Source organism: Simplicispira suum (genome assembly GCF_003008595.1).
GTDB lineage: Bacteria > Pseudomonadota > Gammaproteobacteria > Burkholderiales > Burkholderiaceae_C > Simplicispira > Simplicispira suum.
Genome location: NZ_CP027669.1, coordinates 2,997,319 through 3,016,643 on the forward strand (window position 1 = coordinate 2,997,319; position 19,325 = coordinate 3,016,643).

The 19,325-nt window shown below is 60.1% G+C and carries 18 protein-coding genes and 1 pseudogene; 18 read left to right on the forward strand and 1 reads right to left on the reverse strand.

Annotated elements, in window-relative coordinates:
• The first annotated feature begins 26 nt into the window (after nucleotides 1-26).
• The 15 genes and pseudogenes from rlmN to C6571_RS13990 all read left to right on the forward strand — a co-directional run bounded on the left by rlmN (nucleotide 27) and on the right by C6571_RS13990 (nucleotide 15,930).
• Nucleotides 27-1,184 (forward strand): dual-specificity RNA methyltransferase RlmN, encoded by a 1,158-nt coding sequence (gene rlmN, locus C6571_RS13920; RefSeq protein ID WP_106447219.1) that lies wholly within the window; start codon nucleotides 27-29, stop codon nucleotides 1,182-1,184.
• 25 nt (nucleotides 1,185-1,209) lie between these two features.
• Nucleotides 1,210-2,009, forward strand: a pseudogene (gene pilW, locus C6571_RS13925) (type IV pilus biogenesis/stability protein PilW).
• Complete coding sequence (locus tag C6571_RS13930) at nucleotides 2,002-2,910, forward strand: helix-turn-helix domain-containing protein (RefSeq protein WP_106447220.1); 909 nt, start codon at nucleotides 2,002-2,004, stop codon at nucleotides 2,908-2,910. The pseudogene pilW and the gene C6571_RS13930 overlap by 8 nt, the downstream one beginning before the upstream one ends.
• 2 nt (nucleotides 2,911-2,912) lie before the next feature.
• Complete coding sequence (ispG, locus tag C6571_RS13935) at nucleotides 2,913-4,190, forward strand: flavodoxin-dependent (E)-4-hydroxy-3-methylbut-2-enyl-diphosphate synthase (protein WP_106447221.1); 1,278 nt, start codon at nucleotides 2,913-2,915, stop codon at nucleotides 4,188-4,190.
• 46 nt (nucleotides 4,191-4,236) lie between these two features.
• Entirely contained in the window at nucleotides 4,237-5,550 is a 1,314-nt protein-coding gene (gene hisS / locus C6571_RS13940; RefSeq protein ID WP_106447222.1) for a histidine--tRNA ligase, read from the forward strand.
• A 13-nt stretch (nucleotides 5,551-5,563) separates the two neighbouring features.
• Nucleotides 5,564-6,244 carry a YfgM family protein gene (locus C6571_RS13945; RefSeq protein WP_106447223.1) on the forward strand — a complete coding sequence of 227 codons (681 nt, stop codon included), beginning with the start codon at nucleotides 5,564-5,566 and terminating at the stop codon, nucleotides 6,242-6,244.
• A 26-nt stretch (nucleotides 6,245-6,270) separates the two neighbouring features.
• Nucleotides 6,271-7,395 (forward strand): outer membrane protein assembly factor BamB, encoded by a 1,125-nt coding sequence (gene bamB / locus C6571_RS13950; protein WP_245901292.1) that lies wholly within the window; start codon nucleotides 6,271-6,273, stop codon nucleotides 7,393-7,395.
• A gap of 15 nt (nucleotides 7,396-7,410) precedes the next feature.
• Nucleotides 7,411-8,751 (forward strand): ribosome biogenesis GTPase Der, encoded by a 1,341-nt coding sequence (gene der, locus C6571_RS13955; RefSeq protein ID WP_106447225.1) that lies wholly within the window; start codon nucleotides 7,411-7,413, stop codon nucleotides 8,749-8,751.
• A gap of 190 nt (nucleotides 8,752-8,941) precedes the next feature.
• A complete protein-coding gene (gene hfq / locus C6571_RS13960; RefSeq protein WP_420542571.1) occupies nucleotides 8,942-9,208 on the forward strand; it encodes an RNA chaperone Hfq in 267 nt (88 codons plus the stop codon).
• Between the two features lie 90 nt (nucleotides 9,209-9,298).
• A complete protein-coding gene (gene hflX, locus C6571_RS13965; RefSeq protein WP_476749587.1) occupies nucleotides 9,299-10,417 on the forward strand; it encodes a GTPase HflX in 1,119 nt (372 codons plus the stop codon).
• A 65-nt stretch (nucleotides 10,418-10,482) separates the two neighbouring features.
• Nucleotides 10,483-11,814 carry an FtsH protease activity modulator HflK gene (gene hflK / locus C6571_RS13970; protein ID WP_106447227.1) on the forward strand — a complete coding sequence of 444 codons (1,332 nt, stop codon included), beginning with the start codon at nucleotides 10,483-10,485 and terminating at the stop codon, nucleotides 11,812-11,814.
• 9 nt (nucleotides 11,815-11,823) lie between these two features.
• Nucleotides 11,824-12,726: a protease modulator HflC gene (hflC, locus tag C6571_RS13975; protein ID WP_106447228.1), complete on the forward strand. Its 903-nt coding sequence runs from the start codon at nucleotides 11,824-11,826 to the stop codon at nucleotides 12,724-12,726.
• A gap of 109 nt (nucleotides 12,727-12,835) precedes the next feature.
• Nucleotides 12,836-13,984, forward strand: coding sequence for an ATP phosphoribosyltransferase regulatory subunit (locus tag C6571_RS13980; RefSeq protein WP_106447229.1), 1,149 nt, complete (start codon nucleotides 12,836-12,838; stop codon nucleotides 13,982-13,984).
• 31 nt (nucleotides 13,985-14,015) lie between these two features.
• Nucleotides 14,016-15,347, forward strand: coding sequence for an adenylosuccinate synthase (locus tag C6571_RS13985; protein WP_106447230.1), 1,332 nt, complete (start codon nucleotides 14,016-14,018; stop codon nucleotides 15,345-15,347).
• Between the two features lie 58 nt (nucleotides 15,348-15,405).
• Nucleotides 15,406-15,930, forward strand: a complete 525-nt coding sequence (locus C6571_RS13990) for a phosphoribosyltransferase (protein ID WP_106447231.1) — start codon at nucleotides 15,406-15,408, stop codon at nucleotides 15,928-15,930.
• A 108-nt stretch (nucleotides 15,931-16,038) separates the two neighbouring features.
• Here the strand turns inward: C6571_RS13990 and C6571_RS13995 are convergent, their stop codons facing one another.
• Complete coding sequence (locus C6571_RS13995) at nucleotides 16,039-16,671, reverse strand: YitT family protein (RefSeq protein WP_106447232.1); 633 nt, start codon at nucleotides 16,669-16,671, stop codon at nucleotides 16,039-16,041.
• 142 nt (nucleotides 16,672-16,813) lie between these two features.
• Here C6571_RS13995 and C6571_RS14000 point away from each other — a divergent pair, with 142 nt between their 5' ends.
• Genes C6571_RS14000 through C6571_RS14010 form a run of 3 tightly spaced genes read left to right on the forward strand, consistent with a single transcriptional unit; the run spans nucleotide 16,814 to nucleotide 19,323 of the window.
• The gene (locus C6571_RS14000) at nucleotides 16,814-17,611 is read left to right on the forward strand and encodes an MlaE family ABC transporter permease (RefSeq protein WP_106447233.1); all 798 of its coding nucleotides are present in this window, start codon (nucleotides 16,814-16,816) and stop codon (nucleotides 17,609-17,611) included.
• Between the two features lie 33 nt (nucleotides 17,612-17,644).
• Nucleotides 17,645-18,637, forward strand: coding sequence for an MlaD family protein (locus tag C6571_RS14005; protein ID WP_106447234.1), 993 nt, complete (start codon nucleotides 17,645-17,647; stop codon nucleotides 18,635-18,637).
• On the forward strand, nucleotides 18,634-19,323 hold the full coding sequence (locus C6571_RS14010) for a hypothetical protein (RefSeq protein ID WP_106447235.1): 690 nt from the start codon (nucleotides 18,634-18,636) through the stop codon (nucleotides 19,321-19,323). Before C6571_RS14005 ends, C6571_RS14010 begins: the two co-directional genes overlap by 4 nt.
• Nucleotides 19,324-19,325 lie beyond the last annotated feature (2 nt).

A 19,325-nucleotide genomic window follows, 5' to 3' on the forward strand; every position in this document is an offset into this window, starting at 1 on the left:
TGGATGCCTGCCTGGCAAGCCTGATCATGAAAACGAACCTTCTCGAATTCGATCTCCCTGGATTGGTGGCTTTCTGCGAAAGCCTGGGGGAGAAGCGTTTTCGGGCGACACAGCTGTATCGATGGATTCATCAGCAGGGGGTGAGCGATTTCGGGCAAATGACCGATATTGCAAAGTCCTTGCGCCATAAACTCGAGCAAAACGCCTGCGTCGAACCCCTGACTGTCGCCAGCGAGCATCGCTCGAAGGATGGCACGGTCAAGTGGCTTTTTGATGTCGGTGGTGGCAATGCGGTGGAGGCGGTCTTTATCCCCGAAGACGATCGCGCTACCTTGTGCATTTCTTCGCAGGCCGGATGCGCTGTGGGATGTCGTTTTTGCTCTACCGGCCACCAGGGCTTCAGTCGGAACCTCACGTCCGGCGAGATCATTGGGCAGCTCTGGTTCGCTGAGCACAGCCTGCGGCGAGCGTTGGGTCGCTCGGACAGGATCATTTCCAACGTTGTCATGATGGGCATGGGCGAGCCGCTGCAGAACTATTCTGCACTGGTGCCCGCGCTGCGCACCATGCTGGACGATCATGCATATGGTCTTTCGCGCCGCCGGGTGACGGTGTCAACCTCTGGCGTGGTTCCCATGATGGATCGACTCGCGCGCGACTGTCCCGTAGCGCTTGCCGTTTCGCTGCACGCTTCGGAAGACGCGCTGCGTGACCATCTTGTGCCACTCAATCGCAAATACCCGCTGCAAGAGTTGTTGGATACCTGCGTTCGCTATCTGGAATTTGCACCGCGTGATTTCATTACTTTTGAATATTGCATGCTGGACGGGGTCAATGACCGGCCCGAACAGGCGCATCAATTGGTCGACCTGATTCGCAAGAGTTCGCCGGGGAAATCGTGGTGCAAATTCAATTTGATTCCATTCAACCCTTTCCCGGCCTCAGGGCTCTTGCGGTCCCAGCCGACAGCCATTGCGGCGTTCGCAGAAATACTGAGCAACGCCGGCGTAGTGACTACCGTCAGGAAGACGCGCGGAGACGATATCGATGCCGCCTGCGGGCAGCTCGCGGGAGAGGTGAAAGACCGTACACGTGCTGCGGAGCGCATGGCGTCGCGTCGCACCATTTCCATTCACCGGGTGAATTCAAAGAAATCTGATTACAAGGAGGCAGGCATTGGCTGATTCTGTTGAGCGTCGCAGCTTCTGGATGAATAGCGTTTTTCTCGTGTTCGTACTGCTTGGTGCAGGCGCCGGCCTCTCGGGCTGTGCGAATCTCGGAAAGCCTTCCGTTGGTGCACAGGGAGGGCAATATCTCACACCCTCTGACGAGCCCGAGGTGAGGCGTCGGGCTCGTATTCGCCTGGAACTGGCAGTCAGCTACCTGAGCCATGGCCAGACCAAGGTGGCGCTCGATGAGGTAAAGCAGTCGCTCGCAGCAGATCCAACCTATGCTGATGCCTACAACGTGCGCGGCCTTGTCTACATGCGGCTCAATGACTTTGCCCAAGCCGACGAGAGTTTTCAACGTGCGCTGGCCTTGCATCCGGGGATGTCGACGCCTTGCACAACCGCGGCTGGCTGCTGTGTCAGCAGCAGAAATATGCCGAGGCCGATCAACTCTTCGCTCGTGCGTTAGGCGATCCAACCTACACTGCTCGCAGCAAATCACTGATGGCGCAGGGCTTGTGTCAGGCGCGCGCGGGGAACCATGCGCTTGCCGAAAAGACCTTGCTTTCTGCCTATGAAATTGATGCTGGAAATCCGGTGGTGGCCTACAACATCGGCGTACTGCAGTTTCAGCGAGGCGATTTCACACGCGCCCAGTTTTATGTACGTCGCTTGAACAACAGTGAGCTGGCCAATGCAGAGTCGCTCTGGCTCGGTATCAAGATCGAACGTGCTTTGAAAGATCCGCTGGCGGTGCGTCAGCTCGGAGACCAACTGCGCCGTAGGTTCCCTGATTCGCGCGAATATTCAGCTTTTCAGCGAGGTGCTTTCGATGAGTGATCGCGAGCAATGGGGGGCGGCTGTTCAGGAACCTGAAGAGCGCCCGGCCGGTTCGGCGGGCGCTTTGTTGCGTGAGGCCCGACTTGCTGCCGGTGTTCATATCGAATCAATTGCCTTTTCACTGAAGGTTCCAGTTAGCAAAATTGAGGCTCTGGAGCGGGATGACTTTGAGGCGCTGCCCGATGCCGTTTTCGCGCGTGCCTTGGCAAGCAGTGTGTGCCGGGCACTGAAAATGGATTCCGCGCCCGTGCTGGCACTGTTGCCACAGGGCGCTGCACAGCGGCTGCCAACGCGGCAGACCTCCGTCAATGCAAGTTTCCGGGATGGCTCAGAGCGTTCGCGTGGAGTGCTCAGTCGCCTCTCGAAACCCCTCGTTTTGGCTGTGATCGTCCTGCTGGTGGGTGCCGGGGTTGTAGCCTGGTTTCCTTCGGCCTTGCAGTGGGCGGACAATCCAAACGAGATATCAACACCTGCTCAGGTGCCGTCTGCTTCAGGCATTGCGGACACGAAGGCTCCCGTTGCCGCTGCTGCAACTGTCCCTGAGGCATTGGCAGTGCCAGTGGCGCCTGTAGTTCGGCTGGCGGCGAGCGCGCCGGCGGCTGGTGGTGTCGCGCTGCCCGCCGTTGCTGCCATTGAGAAAGCAAGTGAGCCTGCCTCGAGGGCGCCGCGAGTGGTGTTCAAGGCGCGTGGAGAAAGCTGGATTCAGGTCAAGGATGCACAGGGGGTGCTTGTGCTCGAACGTACGTTGAAGGCGGGCGAGAGTGTGTCGATTAACCAATCGGGTCGTCTGGCGATTGTTGTTGGCCGAGCGGATGCGACCGATGTGTTCGTGATGGGAGACAAGCGCGATATTGTTGCATCGGCACGTGAAAACGTGGCTCGATTTGAGGTTCAACCGTGAGCATGTCTAACACAGAGCGCCCGCCCATTGTTTTTTCTCAGCCGATACGACGCCGCACTCGGCAGGCGCGTATTGAATGCAACGGCAAATTGGTTACGGTGGGGGGCGATGCTCCCGTGCGCATTCAGTCCATGACCAACACCGACACGGTGGACGCACTGGGGACGGCCATCCAGGTGAAGCAGCTGGCCCTCGCAGGCTCGGAACTTGTGCGAATCACCGTGAACACGCCCGAGGCGGCGGCAGCGGTTCCCTATGTACGCGAGCAGTTGGATCGAATGGGTATCGATGTTCCACTGGTTGGGGACTTCCACTACAACGGTCACACGCTTCTCACTGACTATCCGGCTTGTGCGCAGGCCTTGGCTAAATACCGCATTAATCCCGGAAATGTTGGTAGAGGAGAGAAGCGTGATCGCCAGTTTGGTCTGATGATCGAGGCCGCTGCACGTTGGAACAAGGCTGTGCGAATCGGCGTGAATTGGGGAAGCCTGGATCAAGAACTGCTCGCCAGCCTGATGGACGAGAACAGCTTGCGGGCGAGTCCGTGGGACGCCCGCCAGGTCATGTACGAAGCCTTAATTGTCTCTGCCGTGGATTCTGCTCGGCGTGCCGAGGATATCGGTCTCCCGGGCGAACAGATCATCCTTTCCTGCAAGGTCAGTGGCGTCCAGGATCTGGTTGCGGTCTACCGTGAACTCGCGAACCGCTGCGACTACGCACTGCATCTGGGCTTGACCGAAGCTGGTATGGGGACCAAGGGCACGGTGGCCTCCGCTGCTGCGCTGTCCATCCTGCTGCAGGAGGGTATTGGAGACACGATCCGGGTTTCACTGACGCCGAAGCCGGGCGAGAGCCGCAACCAAGAGGTGGTGGTCGCGTCGGAGATTCTTCAGGCGCTCGAACTGCGCCGCTTCGTCCCTAGCGTTACAGCCTGCCCCGGTTGTGGCCGCACCACCAGTACCACATTTCAGGAGTTGGCCAAGGATATCGATGATTTTTTGCGTGAGCGCATGCCTGAATGGAAGAAGACTTTTCCCGGCGTTGAATCGCTCAAAGTGGCTGTGATGGGCTGCATTGTGAATGGCCCGGGAGAGAGCAAACACGCAGATATCGGCATCAGCTTACCGGGCACAGGCGAGGCGCCAGCGGCACCCGTATACGTGGACGGTCAGAAAAGCGTAACGCTGCGCGGTGACGATATCGTTTCGGAGTTTCGCAGCCTGGTTGAAAATTACATCGAACGCCGCTTTGGAAAAACCACCATCCGGCAAGATTGATATCGCTTGAGATTTTGCTTTCCCGGTGCTGGCTTCGCTTAGAAATATGCATAACACAAAAAAAGAAAAAATATCCTCAGTCAAAGGAATGAATGACATTCTTCCTCCAGCCTCGGCAGGTTGGGAGTGGCTCGAGGCAAAGGTGCGGGACTTGATGGCCCGCTATGCCTATCGAAATATCCGTACGCCCATTGTCGAAAATACTGCGCTGTTTGTTCGCGGATTGGGTGAAGTAACGGATATCGTCGAAAAAGAGATGTATTCCTTTGAAGACCGTTTGAATGGAGAGTTGCTCACCCTGAGGCCTGAAAGTACGGCTGGCGTGGTGCGTGCTGTCACCGAACATTCTCTACTCTATGACGGTGGTAAGCGCTTGTATTACATGGGACCGATGTTTCGGCATGAACGTCCGCAGCGTGGTCGGTACCGACAGTTTCATCAGATTGGTGCGGAAGCGCTGGGTTTTCCTGGAGCTGAAGTCGATGCCGAACTTATTTTGTTAGCGAATGCACTTTGGAAAGAGCTTGGGCTGGAAAATATCCGGTTGGAGCTCAACACGCTCGGGCAACCGGCAGAGCGCAAGGCCCATCGCGCTGCATTGATCCAGTATTTTGAGCAGCATCTCGAGTCCTTGGACGACGATGCCAAGCGACGCTTGCACAGCAATCCGCTGCGCATTCTGGACAGTAAAAATCCCGCAATGCAGGGTTTGATTGAGGGCGCACCCCGCTTGCGGGACTATTTGGATGCTGAATCTCTGGCGCATTTTGAGCTGGTGACCGCAATCCTGGATGCAAATGGCGTCGCTTGGCAATTCAATGCGCGCCTGGTTCGCGGCCTCGACTATTACAACCGCACGGTGTTTGAGTTCGTTACCGACGACTTGGGCTCGCAGGGCACCATCTGCGGCGGGGGACGGTACGATTACCTGATCGAGGAGATTGGTGGCAAACCTGCACCGGCTGTGGGCTGGGCGATGGGTGTCGAGCGTGTCTTTGAGCTGCTCAATCTGAAATCACAAGCATTTCCAATGCCAGCGCCTGATGCATATGCCGTGCTGCCCGACGCCCATTTGATTCCTGCGGCCACCGTAGTTCTTGAAGCTTTGCGACGAGCCGGCGTCCAAGTGCAGATGCATACCCCTGGCAGCGCGAGCGACGGAATGGGCAGCATGAAATCGCAACTGCGCCGTGCGGATGCCAGCGGTGCGCGGCATGCGATCATCTTTGGTGCGGACGAGTTTGCGCGCGGTGCGTGCGTCATCAAGTCCTTGCGCGACGGAACTGGTGCGCAATCAGAGCAGCCTCTGGCGGATGCAGGCATTTGGGCTGTCTCCTTGATTCTCTCGGCAACCTCTTGACCAAAAAAAAGACATGGCAACTCATCTCGATCTCGAAGAACAAGAACAACTGGACCAACTCAAGCACTTTTGGGCCACGTGGGGTACGCTGATTTCGTCCCTGCTCACCATCGTGCTGCTGGGTTTGGCGGGTTGGAATGGCTATCAGTTTTGGCAAGCGCGGCAAGCCACGCAGGCCAGTGCGTTGTTTGATGCCATCGAAACAGCAGCAAGAGGCAAGGACGGCCAGCGCTTGGAGCAGGCTTTTAGCGATATGCGCGCCAAGCACGGCGGAACGACGCAAGCGTCTCAAGCGGGCCTGTTGGTTGCAAAAATGCAAGAAGAAGCTGGCAAGCTCGATCTGGCCAAGGAGGCACTCAACTGGGTGGCCTCCAGTGGAAGCGACGCGGGTTACAAGGCGATTGCGCGTCTGCGCTTGTCGAGCGTTCTGATTGCCCAAGGGGACTACGATCAGGCGCTGGAACAGCTGAATTTCGAATTCCCCCCTGAGTTTGGAGCTACCGTAGCGGATCGCAAGGGCGATGTATTTTCGCTTCTCGGGAAGCGTGAGGAAGCGATTGCACAGTACAAGCTTGCCTACAAGGGCTTTGAACCTTCGGTGGAATATCGGCGTTTGGTGGAAATCAAGTTGAACGCGATGGGCGTTCGTCCAGAGGAAAACACCTCCGATCTTGCGAAGGATGCAGGGAAATGATGGGCTCCAATTTCAGGTTTTCTCGCATGGTGCGCCCCGCTGTGCTGGTGCTTTCTGCGCTGGTCCTGTCTGCGTGTTCCCTGTGGAAGGGGGGCGCTGAGCGCCCCAAGCCTGCGGAGTTGGGTCCCAATATCCCCGTGCTTGCAGTGCGCCAGGCCTGGACGACGCGCATTGGGAGCACAGCCGGCCTGCCTCTGCAAGTCAATGTCCAAGCTGGCTCCGTCGTACTGGCATCTTCGGACGGCACCGTGGCCAGCCTGGATGCCAAAACAGGAGCCGATATCTGGCGAGCCAAGTTACCCGAACGCCTTGCTGCCGGTGTTGGCAGCGACGGGCGCTGGGCTGCGGTGGTATCGCGCGAAAACGACCTGATCGTGATGGAATCGGGGCGAGTGCTCTGGCGACATCGACTTCCTGCCCAGGTTTTCACCGCGCCCTTGGTAGCCGGTGAGCGAATTTTTGTACTGGCTGCAGATCGTTCCTTGTCTGCCTTCGATGCAGCCAATGGCACCTCGCTTTGGACCCAGCCCGGTACCGGAGCGCCCCTGGTGCTTCGCCAATCCGGCGTCTTGCTGGCGGTGGGAGACACGCTGGTAGTGGGTATGGGCGGGCGCCTGGTTGGAGTCAACCCGAATAGTGGAGCGGTTCTCTGGGATGCGCCCTTGGCAAATCCGCGCGGCACCAACGATGTCGAGCGGCTGGTGGAACTTGTGGCTCCCGTCGCCCGATCCCAATCGCGGCTTTGCGCCCGAGCGTTTCAGGCCAGCGTGGCGTGTGTTGATCTGGCGGGAGGTCGCGTTGACTGGGCGCAAAAGGCCTACGGAGGCACAGGCATTTCGGGTGATGACAGCGTCGTATTCGGTGCCGAGAGCAACGGCACCGTGGTTGCATGGAACCGCGCGGACGGAATGCGTTTGTGGGTCAGCGAGCGGCTACGCTACCGCCATCTCTCCGCTCCCCTGTTGTTGGGCCGGTCCGTAGTGGTGGGGGACGACACAGGTTGGGTGCATTTTCTGTCGCGGGAAGACGCCAGTCCGCTCAACCGAATTGGAACCGACGGCTCGGCAATTGATGTAGCGCCCGTCGCCGCCGCCGATACGCTGGTGGTCGTGACGCGCAGTGGCAGTGTCTTTGGCTTTCGTCCCGATTGAGGCGGCTTCATTGTGATGAATCCAGTCATTGCGCTCGTCGGCCGACCCAACGTCGGCAAGTCGACGCTTTTCAATCGCCTGACCAAGTCGCGCGACGCCATCGTTGCTGATTTTGCTGGCCTGACGCGTGATCGCCACTATGGCCATGGGCGACAAGGCGCACGTGAGTTCATCGTGATCGATACCGGCGGCTTTGAACCAGAGGCCTCCAGCGGCATTTTCAGCGAAATGGCAAAGCAGACGCGCCAGGCAGTGGCGGAAGCCGATGCGGTGGTATTTGTGGTGGACGCGCGCGCTGGAGTTTCGTCCCAAGACCACGATATTGCCAAGTATCTGCGTCGCCTGGGCAAGCCCTGCGTCCTGACGGCCAACAAGGCCGAAGGCATGGTCGGCGCGGCACAGCTGTCTGAGTTCTATGAACTGGGCTTGGGCGAAGTGCATGCGGTTTCTGCGGCGCATGGCCAGGGTATTCGCGATCTCATCGACTTGGCCTTGGCGTCGCTTCCGGAGCCGGAGGAGACGGAGCTGCCTGCCGATGAAAAAGCAGCCATCCGCCTGACTGTGGCTGGCCGCCCTAACGTAGGGAAATCGACGCTGATCAATACTTGGCTGGGTGAGGAGCGTCTGGTGGCTTTTGACATGCCCGGTACGACGCGGGACGCGATCACCGTTCCCTTCGAGCGCAATGGTCAGCGATTCGACCTGATTGATACTGCCGGCCTCCGCAAAAAAGGCAAAGTATTTGAAGCCATTGAAAAATTCTCCGTCGTCAAAACACTGCAAGCTATTGACTCAGCCAACGTGGTGCTTTTGCTGCTGGACGCCACGCAAGGGGTGACGGATCAGGATGCCCACATTGCAGGCTACATTTTGGAGCGGGGGCGCGCAGTCGTGCTTGCCGTCAACAAGTGGGATGCTGTTGATGACTACCAGCGGCAACTGCTTGAGCGTTCCATCGAAACTCGCTTGGCATTTTTGAAGTTTGCGTCGCTGCATTTCATTTCGGCAAAGAAGCGCCAAGGGCTCGGCCCGTTGTGGTCCGCCCTGACGCAGGCCTACAAGGCTGCGACCTGCAAGATGTCCACGCCCGTGCTCACGCGCCTGCTGCTTGAAGCCGTCCAGTTTCAAAGTCCCAAGCGCGCGGGCATGTTTCGCCCCAAGCTGCGTTATGCGCACCAGGGGGGGATGAATCCTCCCGTCATCGTGATCCATGGCAACTCACTAGAGCATGTCACCGACGCCTACAAGCGGTTTCTGGAAGCGCGTTTTCGTAAGGAATTCGATCTTGTGGGAACTCCTTTGCGGATCGAGATGAAGACGTCGCACAACCCTTATGCGGACAACGAGAAGGCTTAGGATGTCCATGCAAGCGTCTCTCCGGGCTGTGCACGGGCGAGTGCGGTCCAGCCCGAGGTGGTGCTAGCAGTGATCTGATTGGGAGACAACCCTGCAACGGGGTATGAAAGCAGTCACCGCAGGCAAAAAAACGGCTTGCCTGTGGTAAGGTCCCCTTTTTACAACAACAAACTTGAACACGGAGAATATCGTGAGCAACAAAGGTCAACTTCTTCAGGATCCCTTTCTCAACGCCCTGCGCCGCGAGCATGTGCCTGTTTCCATTTATCTCGTCAATGGCATCAAGCTGCAGGGGCAGATTGAATCCTTTGATCAGTATGTAGTGTTGCTTCGCAACACGGTTACGCAGATGGTCTACAAGCACGCCATTTCGACCATCGTTCCGGGCAGGCCTGTGACTTTCACCACCGCAGAGTCGGGCGACGACGAAGGTGCGGCGGCGGCCGAAGCCCGATGACGGTTCTTCTTTGTCCATGTGCATCCTGGCCCCAGTGGCAAGTTCGCTGACTTGAGCTCGTCCGCGTTTTCACCTTCTTCTGCTGCGCCAGTGCTTCTGGTGGGAGTGGATTTTGGCCTGCCCGATTTTGACAACGACTTGGCCGAGCTGGGCCTGTTGGCGCAAACTGCTGGTTTTGCTCCAGTGGCGCGCATCACTTGCAAGCGAAGCGCTCCCGATGCGGCGCTGTTTGTCGGCTCGGGCAAGGCCGAAGAGCTGCGCTTGCTTGCGCAAATGCACGGTGCGCAAGAAGTTCTTTTCGATCAAGCCCTGAGCCCAGGACAGCAGCGCAATCTTGAGCGGGTGCTGGAGCTTCCGGTGAATGATCGGACGCTGCTGATTCTGGAGATATTCGCCCAGCGTGCACGCAGCCACGAGGGAAAACTTCAAGTAGAGCTTGCGCGCCTAAGATACCTGAGCACGCGCCTGGTTCGCCGTTGGTCTCACCTGGAACGCCAGACCGGCGGTGCCGGAGTGCGCGGAGGTCCAGGAGAGAAGCAGATCGAACTTGACCGGCGCATGATTGATGAGGCCATCAAGCGCACCAAGGAACGCCTCGTCAAGGTCAAGCGAACCCGCAACACGCAGCGGCGCCATCGCTCCCGCGCCGACGTCTTCAGTATTTCGCTCGTTGGCTATACCAATGCCGGGAAGTCCACGCTGTTCAATGCCTTGGTAAAGGCTCGCGTCTATGCCGCAGATCAGCTCTTCGCCACACTCGATACCACCACCAGGCAGCTCTATCTGGGCGACATTGGCAGGTCGGTCTCCCTATCCGATACAGTGGGCTTCATTCGAGACTTGCCGCATGGGCTGGTCGACGCATTCGAGGCGACCTTGCAGGAGGCAGTTGAAGCCGACTTGCTGCTACACGTGGTGGATGCTGCGCACCCGGGTTTTTTGGAGCAGATTGAGCAGGTTCAAAAGGTGCTGCAGGAAATTGGGGCGCAAGACATTCCGCAACTTTTGGTTTTCAACAAGCTTGATGACATTGCTCCGGCGCAGCGCCCCGTCAATCTGGTCGATACCTACGAGCTAGCCGGGCGCTCCATACCGCGTGTTTTTGTCAGCGCCTTGAAATCTCTTGGAATGGCAGAGCTTCGAGAGAAAATCAGTGCAATTGTGCTGGCTCCCTTTGCTACTGAGACAGAAACTTTGGTGAGCGATTGAATTTTCCATTTTCGGCACCAGTTTTGCAGCAGTCATCGAATTAACAGAAACCGAGAATTTTGCGCATGAATTCGTCTCCTTCGCCGCAGCGCGCGGCGCCTTGGTATTTGCGCCTGCTTGGCGTGTTCAATCTGAACGACCCGCGCTGGGGCAGGGGGGATGAGGAGGGCCGTGATGAGCCCACCTCGGAACAACGCCCTGACCAGCGCCCGAGTGGGCCCAAAGCGGGGGGGCAGCCGCCCGATCTCGATGAGCTGTGGCGTGATTTCAATCGCCGTCTCACAGGATTGTTCGCAGGCAAGCGTGGCGGTGGCCGTGGCGCAGGGGGAGGCAACTTTCAGCCCGACATGAAAAACGCCGGCATGGGCCTGGGTTTGATTGCGGGCATTGTGGTGCTCATCTGGCTTGGAACCGGCTTCTTCATCGTGCAGGAAGGCCAGCAGGCCGTCATTACGCAGTTTGGCAAATACAAGTCCACGGTGGGGGCCGGTTTCAACTGGCGGCTGCCGTATCCGATCCAGCGACACGAGCTGGTATTCGTGACGCAAATCCGCTCTGTAGACGTGGGCCGCGACACGGTCATCAAATCCACAGGCCTGCGCGAGTCGGCCATGCTGACCGAAGACGAAAACATCGTTGAGATCAAATTCGCGGTTCAGTACCGTTTGGGCGACGCGCGCGCCTGGCTGTTCGAAAGCCGCAATCCAGGCGATGCCGTGGTGCAAGCGGCAGAAACCGCAGTACGCGAAGTGGTTGGCAAGATGCGCATGGATTCTGCTTTGGCTGAAGAACGTGACCAGATTGCGCCGCGTGTGCGCGAATTGATGCAAATCATTCTTGATCGCTACAAGGTCGGCGTCGAAGTCGTGGCAATCAACTTGCAGCAGGGTGGCGTGCGACCGCCCGAGCAGGTGCAAGCCGCTTTTGACGACGTGCTAAAGGCCGGCCAGGAACGGGAGCGGGCAAAGAATGAAGCGCAGGCCTACGCCAACGACGTCATTCCACGCGCCGTAGGCGCGGCGTCGCGGTTGAAAGAAGAGGCCGACGGCTACAAGGCCCGCATTGTTGCCCAAGCCCAAGGCGATGCGCAGCGGTTCCAGGCCGTGTTTGCCGAGTACGAAAAAGCGCCGCAGGTCACCCGAGACCGCATGTACATCGAAACCATGCAGCAGGTGTACAGCAATGTCACCAAGGTGCTCGTGGATTCACGCAGCGGCTCGAACCTGTTGTACTTGCCGCTTGACAAAATTCTTGCAGGCGCGGGTGCGGGGGCGTCTACCGCTGAGTCGGCGCCCAGTGGAGTAAGCCCGAATGCGCCAACAACGAGCCCATCGAATTTGTCCGGTGATTCGCGGGTACGCGATCCCAATCGCTCGCGTGAGCGCGAGTCGCGCTAGGAGAGCAGAGTGAACAGGGTTGGTTTTATTGCATCTACCATTCTCGTGGCGCTGGCCTTGCTCAGCTCCATGATGTTCGTTGTCGATCAGCGCCAGTTCGGCGTGCTGTATGCCTTGGGCCAGATCAAAGAGGTGATCACCGAGCCTGGGCTGAACTTCAAGCTGCCACCGCCGTTTCAGAACGTCTCGTACATCGACAAGCGCCTTCTAACACTCGACAGCACCGATGCCGAGCCCATGCTCACCGCCGAAAAGCAGCGGGTAGTGATTGACTGGTACGTGCGCTGGCGGATCAGCGAGCCGTCGCAGTACATCCGCAACGTGGGGTTGGACGAAAACGCCGGAGCCATGCAGCTCAACCGCGTTGTGCGCAACTCGCTGCAGGAAGAAATCAACAAGCGCACGGTCAAGGAACTGCTTTCGCTCAAGCGCGAGGACCTGATGGCCGACGTCAAGCGCGAAGTGCTGGAATCGGTGCGCGGCGCCAAGCCGTGGGGTGTGGATGTGGTGGATGTGCGCATTACGCGCATCGACTACGTAGAAGCGATCACTGAGTCGGTCTATCGGCGCATGGAGGCCGAGCGCAAGCGGGTGGCTAACGAGCTGCGTTCCACCGGCGCGGCCGAAGGGGAAAAAATTCGTGCTGACGCTGACCGCCAGCGCGAGATCGCCCTTGCCAACGCCTACCGCGATGCCCAGAAGGTCAAGGGTGAGGGCGACGCGACTGCAGCCAAAATTTACGCCGATGCGTTTGGCAAGGACCCACAGTTTGCGCGTTTCTACCGCAGTCTCGAGGCCTACAAGGCCAGCATGAACAAGAAGGGCGACGTGGTCGTGGTGGATCCCGCGTCGTCAGATTTCTTCCGCTCCATGCGCTCGCCTGCGCCTGAGCCGGGCACGGGCCGCAAGTAAAACGCTGCATGCGTCGGCAGGCTTGTCCTGCTGCGCCATGCACCACTTGAGCGCGCGCACGGACGCACCCGGTAGAATCGCTGTTTTCTCTCTGCCTCTTCCCCCCTCCATGTCTGCTTGGGTCCTTCCGGATCACATTGCCGATGTGCTGCCTTCAGAGGCCAGACACATCGAAGAATTGCGTCGCAGCTTGCTCGACACCGCCAGAGGCTACGGCTATGAGTTGATCATGCCGCCGTTGCTGGAGCATCTCGATTCCCTGCTCACCGGCGCTGGCCAAGCGTTGGACCTTCAGACCTTCAAGCTGGTGGATCAAATGTCTGGCCGCATGCTGGGTTTGCGGGCTGACACCACGCAGCAGGCGGCGCGCATTGATGCCCATTTGCTTAACCGCCGCGGCGTGACGCGGCTGTGTTACTGCGGTCCGGTGCTGCGTACCTGGCCGGATCGCCCCCATGTCTCGCGCGAACCGCTGCAGTTCGGAGCAGAAACGTACGGGCACGCTGGCCGAGAGGCCGATTTGGAGAGCCTTGAGCTTGCGCTGGCCTGCCTGCGGGTGGCGCAGGTTCGGCCCGCCTGTGTGGACATGGGTGACATACGCATTGTCCGCAGCCTGTTGGAATCGGTTGCTCTGGACACCCTTGCCAAAAATGCCATTTATGCCGCCCTTGCGGCCAAGGACGCCAGCGAGCTGGCCTCGCTCTGCCGCGGGTTTCCAGCCGCTTCGCGTGAGGGCTTGCTTGCGCTCCTGCAGTTGTACGGAGACACCTCCGTGATTGGTGAGGCGCGGCGCGTCCTGCCAGCGATGCCGGCCATCGGTGCGGCGCTTGACGATTTGCAGTGGCTTGCCAGCCGGATACCCGATACGCGTGTGGGATTCGATCTGGCCGATCTGCGCGGCTACGGGTACTACAGTGGCGTGCACTTTGCCATTTATGCGCACGCTGCGAGCGATGCGGTGGCCAAGGGCGGCCGCTACGACGCGGTGGGCGCGGCGTTTGGCCGCAAACGCCCGGCAGTGGGCTTTGGCATGGACCTCAAGCAACTGGTGGGCATTGTTCCCGCGCGCGGCCTGCGGGGTGCCATCCGCGCGCCATGGGGTGACGCGGCCGACGTGCGGTCGGCCATTGCGGCGCTGCGCGCAAGTGGTGAGACCGTGGTCTGCGTGTTGCCGGGGCAAGAGAGTGAAGTGGATGAATTTCGCTGCGACAGGGAACTGGCGTGCATTGGCGGCGAATGGGTGGCTCGTGCCCTCTGATGCCTTGTGTGATTTCTGAACCGGATTCGAGATGAACAGTACCAAAGGGCGGAACGTTGTCGTCGTGGGCACCCAGTGGGGCGACGAGGGCAAGGGCAAGCTGGTCGATTGGCTAACGGAAAGCGCCCAGGGCGTGGTGCGTTTTCAGGGTGGGCACAATGCAGGCCATACGCTGGTGATCAATGGCGTCAAGACGGCCCTGAACCTGATTCCAAGCGGCATCATGCGTCCGGGCATCAAGTGTTACATCGGCAACGGCGTGGTGCTGTCCACCGAGCAGTTGTTCAAGGAAATTGATCGCCTTGAGGCGATCGGCGTCGAAGTGCGTTCGCGCCTGCGCGTCAGTGAAGCCTGCCCCTTGATCCTGCCGTTCCACGCTGCGCTCGATGCCGCGCGCGAGACCGGCCGCGAAACGGCAGGCAGCGAGCGCATTGGCACCACGGGCAAGGGCATTGGTCCGGCCTATGAAGACAAGATTGCACGGCGTGCGCTGCGGGTGCAAGACCTCAAGCACCCAGAGCGCTTTGCCGAAAAGCTGCGGGTTTTGCTGGATCTGCACAACCACATTCTTACTACCTATCTGAATGCCCCGGCGATTGATTTCGACACGGTGTATGCCAGCGCCATGCACGACGCGGAGAAGCTCAAGCCGATGATGGCCGACGTTTCCCGCGAACTCAATGACGCGCACCAGGCCGGTGCCAACTTGCTGTTTGAGGGCGCGCAAGGTACCTTGCTTGACATCGATCACGGCACCTATCCCTATGTGACGTCCAGCAATTGCGTGGCTGGCAATGCCGCAGCCGGCTCGGGCGTGGGGCCGGGCATGCTGCACTACATCCTGGGCATCACCAAGGCCTATTGCACGCGCGTGGGCGGCGGTCCCTTTCCCACCGAACTGGACTGGGAAAAGCCTGGCACACCGGGCTACCACATGTCCACCGTGGGTGCGGAAAAAGGCGTGGTCACAGGGCGCAGCCGCCGCTGCGGCTGGTTTGACGCGGCTTTGCTCAAGCGCAGCGCCCAGGTCAACGGTCTCACTGGCCTGTGCATCACCAAGCTCGACGTGCTCGATGGCCTGGAAGAACTTCTCCTGTGCACTGGCTACGAGCTTGACGGGGCCCACACCGACATTCTTCCCATGGGCGCGGATGACATTTCCCGCTGCAAGCCGGTGTACGAGCGGCTGGAGGGCTGGACGCAGTCGACGGTGGGCGTGACACGCTATGAGGATTTGCCGCCTGCTGCACGCCTTTATTTGCAGCGCATCGAACATGTCACGGGCGTCCCGGTGGCGATCATCTCTACCAGCCCCGATCGCGATCACACGATCATGATGCAACACCCTTTTTTGCCAAGCTAAATAGGCTACCAGCGCAGACCATTATTGGTTTGAAAGCTATTGAATCAGGAGCAAACCTATGTTGACAGAAGACGGCAAGCATCTCTACGTCAGTTATGACGAGTACCACAACCTGATTGAAAAACTGGCGCTGCGCGTGCACCAGTCGGGCTGGCAGTTTGACACCATCCTGTGCCTGGCGCGCGGTGGCTTGCGCCCCGGCGATATTCTCAGCCGCATTTTCGACAAGCCCCTGGCCATCATGTCGACCAGTTCCTACCGCGCCGAGGCGGGAACGGTGCAGGGACACCTCGACATCGCGCGCTTCATCACCACGCCCAAGGGCGAGATCGCCGGCCGTGTGCTGCTGGTGGACGATCTGGCTGACACCGGCCACACCTTGAACGCCGTGATCAGCATGCTCAAGACCAATTACGCTCCCATCACCGAGCTGCGCAGCGCCGTGATCTGGACCAAGGCCTTGTCGACGTTCGAGGCCGATTACTCGGTGGAGTTTTTGCCCACCAACCCCTGGATTCACCAGCCGTTCGAGACCTACGACAGCCTCAGTCCGGACAAGCTGCTGGAGAAGTGGCGGGTCTGATTCCATTTCTAAAGCAAACGATTGCTTTGTCGGCTTCGCTTGTCGTACGCCTGTACTGTCGGCGCTTCGCCTTCGCGTACGTGGTTGATTGAGAAACCGAATGAGGCTTCAGACCACCATGTAGCGTCCCGGGCGGTGATTCATGGCCAGCACCAGGTTGAGCGCAACGGCACCCACCACCGAATACGCCACACGAGACGGTTCCACGCTCCATAGCGCGAGCAGCACGATGGCGCAATCGAGCCCCATTTGAATCTTGCCGGCGCGCCATCCGTGCCGGTCTTGCAGGTACAGCGCCAGAATGCCGACACCGCCCAGGCTGCAGCGGTGCCGAAACAGTGCAAGAAAACCGGTGCCTGTGATCAGGCCGCCCGCGATGGCCGCGTACAGTGGCTGCAGATCGGCAAAGTGCAGAAACTGCGGCTGCAACTCGGTCAGCAGCGACAGCAGCGCCACGGCGATGAAGGTTTTGAGCGTGAACGCCTTGCCAAATTTGCGCAGCGCGAGCCAATAAAAGGGCAGGTTGATCACAAAGAACACCTTGCCAAAGCCCCAGCCTGCGGCGTAGTGCAGCAGGAACGCAAGCCCCGCCGTGCCCCCCGTGAGCAGCCCGGCGCTGGTGAACAGTGCGACGCCGACGGAGATCAGCGCAACCCCGGTGAAGATCGCGATGGCATCTTCCACCAGACTGTGGGGCACCGCAGCGGGCAGGCCCGGTGGGGAAGAAGGAGTTCCGGGCATGGACAGGGAGGACGCCCGGAGTGCGGGCTATAGTCAGCAAACGATGAATGCTTCCAATTTTATAGCTGCATACGCAATTGGAATAAGCGCTGGAGGCATATTTTATTAGATATTTCGCTCGCACAGCTATGATGAAGTGCCTATGCAGCTACGCCAACCTGTTCACACCCTGCCCGAGCGCCTCGCGCGCCTGATCTGGGGCTGGGCGCTGGCCTGGTGGCGGATCGTCTACCTGGGCGCCGTGGTGTTGGTGCTGGGGCTTTCGCCGTCGAGCTACGGCCGGCTGGGGCGGGGCCTGATGGCGCGGCGCATTTACCTGGAAACCACTCCCATTCTGATCGGCTTCACGGTGCTCGCTGCGTTGCTCAGTTTGGTCATTACCCGCATCGTGGTGGTGACTGCGCTCAGTTACGGCCTCTCGCGCTACGCGCTGGAGATGGTGATTCGCGTGCTGGTGCTGGAGCTGATACCCCTGACCGCCGCCATGTTTGTTGCCATGCGTTGCGCCATCCCCAGCGGCTCGCAGCTTGCCAGCTTGCGTTTGAGCGGGCGGCTGGCCGCGCTGGAGCGCGTAGGCGCCGACCCGGTGCGCATGGAACTGCTGCCGCGTGTGGTGGCTGCCGCCTTCGCCAGCGTGACGCTGGCAGCCCTGTCGTGTGTGGTGGCATTGGCCATGTCCTATTTGAGTGTGTTTGGCTTCAACACCGCTGGACTTGCCAGCTTTACGCGCATGTTCGGCCACGTTTTTTCGCCCGAAGTGACGCTGGTGTTTGCTCTCAAGACGCTTTTTTTCAGCCTGGCCATCGCCGTCATCCCGATGACCGCTGGGCTCTACGATTTGGACAAGAGCGAGCGCCGCTCAGAATTGGGCGGGTTGGCCCGCATGTTTGCCGTTTTGCTGCTGATCGAGATGATCTCTCTCGTTGGTAATTACTACTGAGTCTTTGGGTTCTTCCTCTTCGGCCTTTATTGCATGACCTCTCCATCCCCGCCCGAACCGATGGCCGCCGAGTTGGGCGACGCCGAGCTCATCCGTCCCGTGGCGCACCTGCGGCTCAAGGCGTTTGCGCTGCTGTTCTTCACGCTCTTGCTGGTGGTCGGCTCGGCGCTGTACCTGATGGTGGCGCGGGGAGCATTTGAACCCACCCAGCGCCTGGTGCTGATTGCCGACGATTCCGAGGGCGTCGTGGTGGGAATGGACATGACCTTCTCGGGTTTTCCGATTGGCCGGGTGCGCCGGATCGAGCTGGGCGGCGATGGCACCGCGCGCATCCTCATCGACGTGCCCCAGAAAGATGCGCACTGGCTGCGCGTTTCCAGCGTTTTCACCCTGGTGCGCGGCATTGTCGGTGGAACCGGCATCCGGGCCTATACCGGCATGCTTGAGGATGCACCGCTCCCCGATGGTGCCGAGCGCCCTGTGCTGCGCGGCGACGCCACGGCCGAGATTCCTCAACTGATGTCATCGGCCCGCGAACTGCTCGGCAACCTCAATGCGCTGACTGCCGCAGATTCGGCGCTGGGCACCAGCCTGGGCAACGTGGCCACGTTGACCCAACGCCTGCAGGGGCCGGGCGGTGCGCTGGGCATGTTGCTGGGCAGCGAAACCGACGCGAAGAAGATTGTGCAGACACTGGATCGAACCAATGCGCTGCTGGCGCGCATTGACCGTATGGCAGCGCGCGCCGACGAACAGGTGTTTGGCGCGCAGGGCGTGATGCCCGAGGCGCGTGCCACCGTGGTCGAACTGCGCAAACTTTTGGCCGATGCCCGTGCCAGTCTGACCAAGGTGGACGCAGTATTGGTGCAAGCGCAAGCGGTCGGCGCCAACGTGGCCGAGGGCACGGCCGATCTGGACGCGCTGCGCGCCGACGTCGAAGCGAGTCTGCGCAAGGTCGATGGTTTGGTCAACGAGATCAACCGTCGCTGGCCGTTTGCGCGCGACAAGGAGATCGTTCTCCCATGAGCACTACCTGGTTTTCGCCGCGTACTTTGCGCGCCGCGCTGTTGGCATGCCTGGCAGCGCTGGCCGCCTGTGCCGGCAAGCCTCCAGCGCCCGACTGGCAACTGAACGCCCACGGTGCGTCCGAGCGGGCGGTCCAGGCGTATTTCGAAGGCCGGCAGCGCGTAGAGCGTGCCGAGTTTGCGCGGGCGCGCAGCGAGATCGCCCGCACTGGCGATGCGGCCCAGCTGGCGCGCCTGGAGCTGCTGCGCTGCGCTGCGCAAGTGGCCAGCCTGGATTTGGCGCCCTGCGCGCGTTTTGATGCCTTGGCGCAAGATGCGACGCCCGCCGAGCGTGCCTACGCGCGCTATCTGGCAGCTCGTGCCGGGCCTGCCGATATCGCCTTGCTGCCGCAGGCGCAGCGGGCAGCGGCTAGCGCGGCGCCGGAGCAGGCGGCAGCGGTCATTGCCGCTCAAGCCGATCCCCTCGCGCAACTGGTGGCCGCAGGAGCACGCTTTGCGCTGGGCCAGGCGTCGCCCCAACTGGTGCAGCTTGCCGTGGACACCGCGTCGCACCAGGGCTGGCGCCGTCCACTGCTGGCGTGGCTAGGGGTCCAGGAAAAACTGGCCGAGGGCAGGGGGGACGAGGAGGAAGCAGCGCGCTTGCGCCGGCGCATGGCCATCGTGCATCAGGAAACCGCGCGTGACTGAGC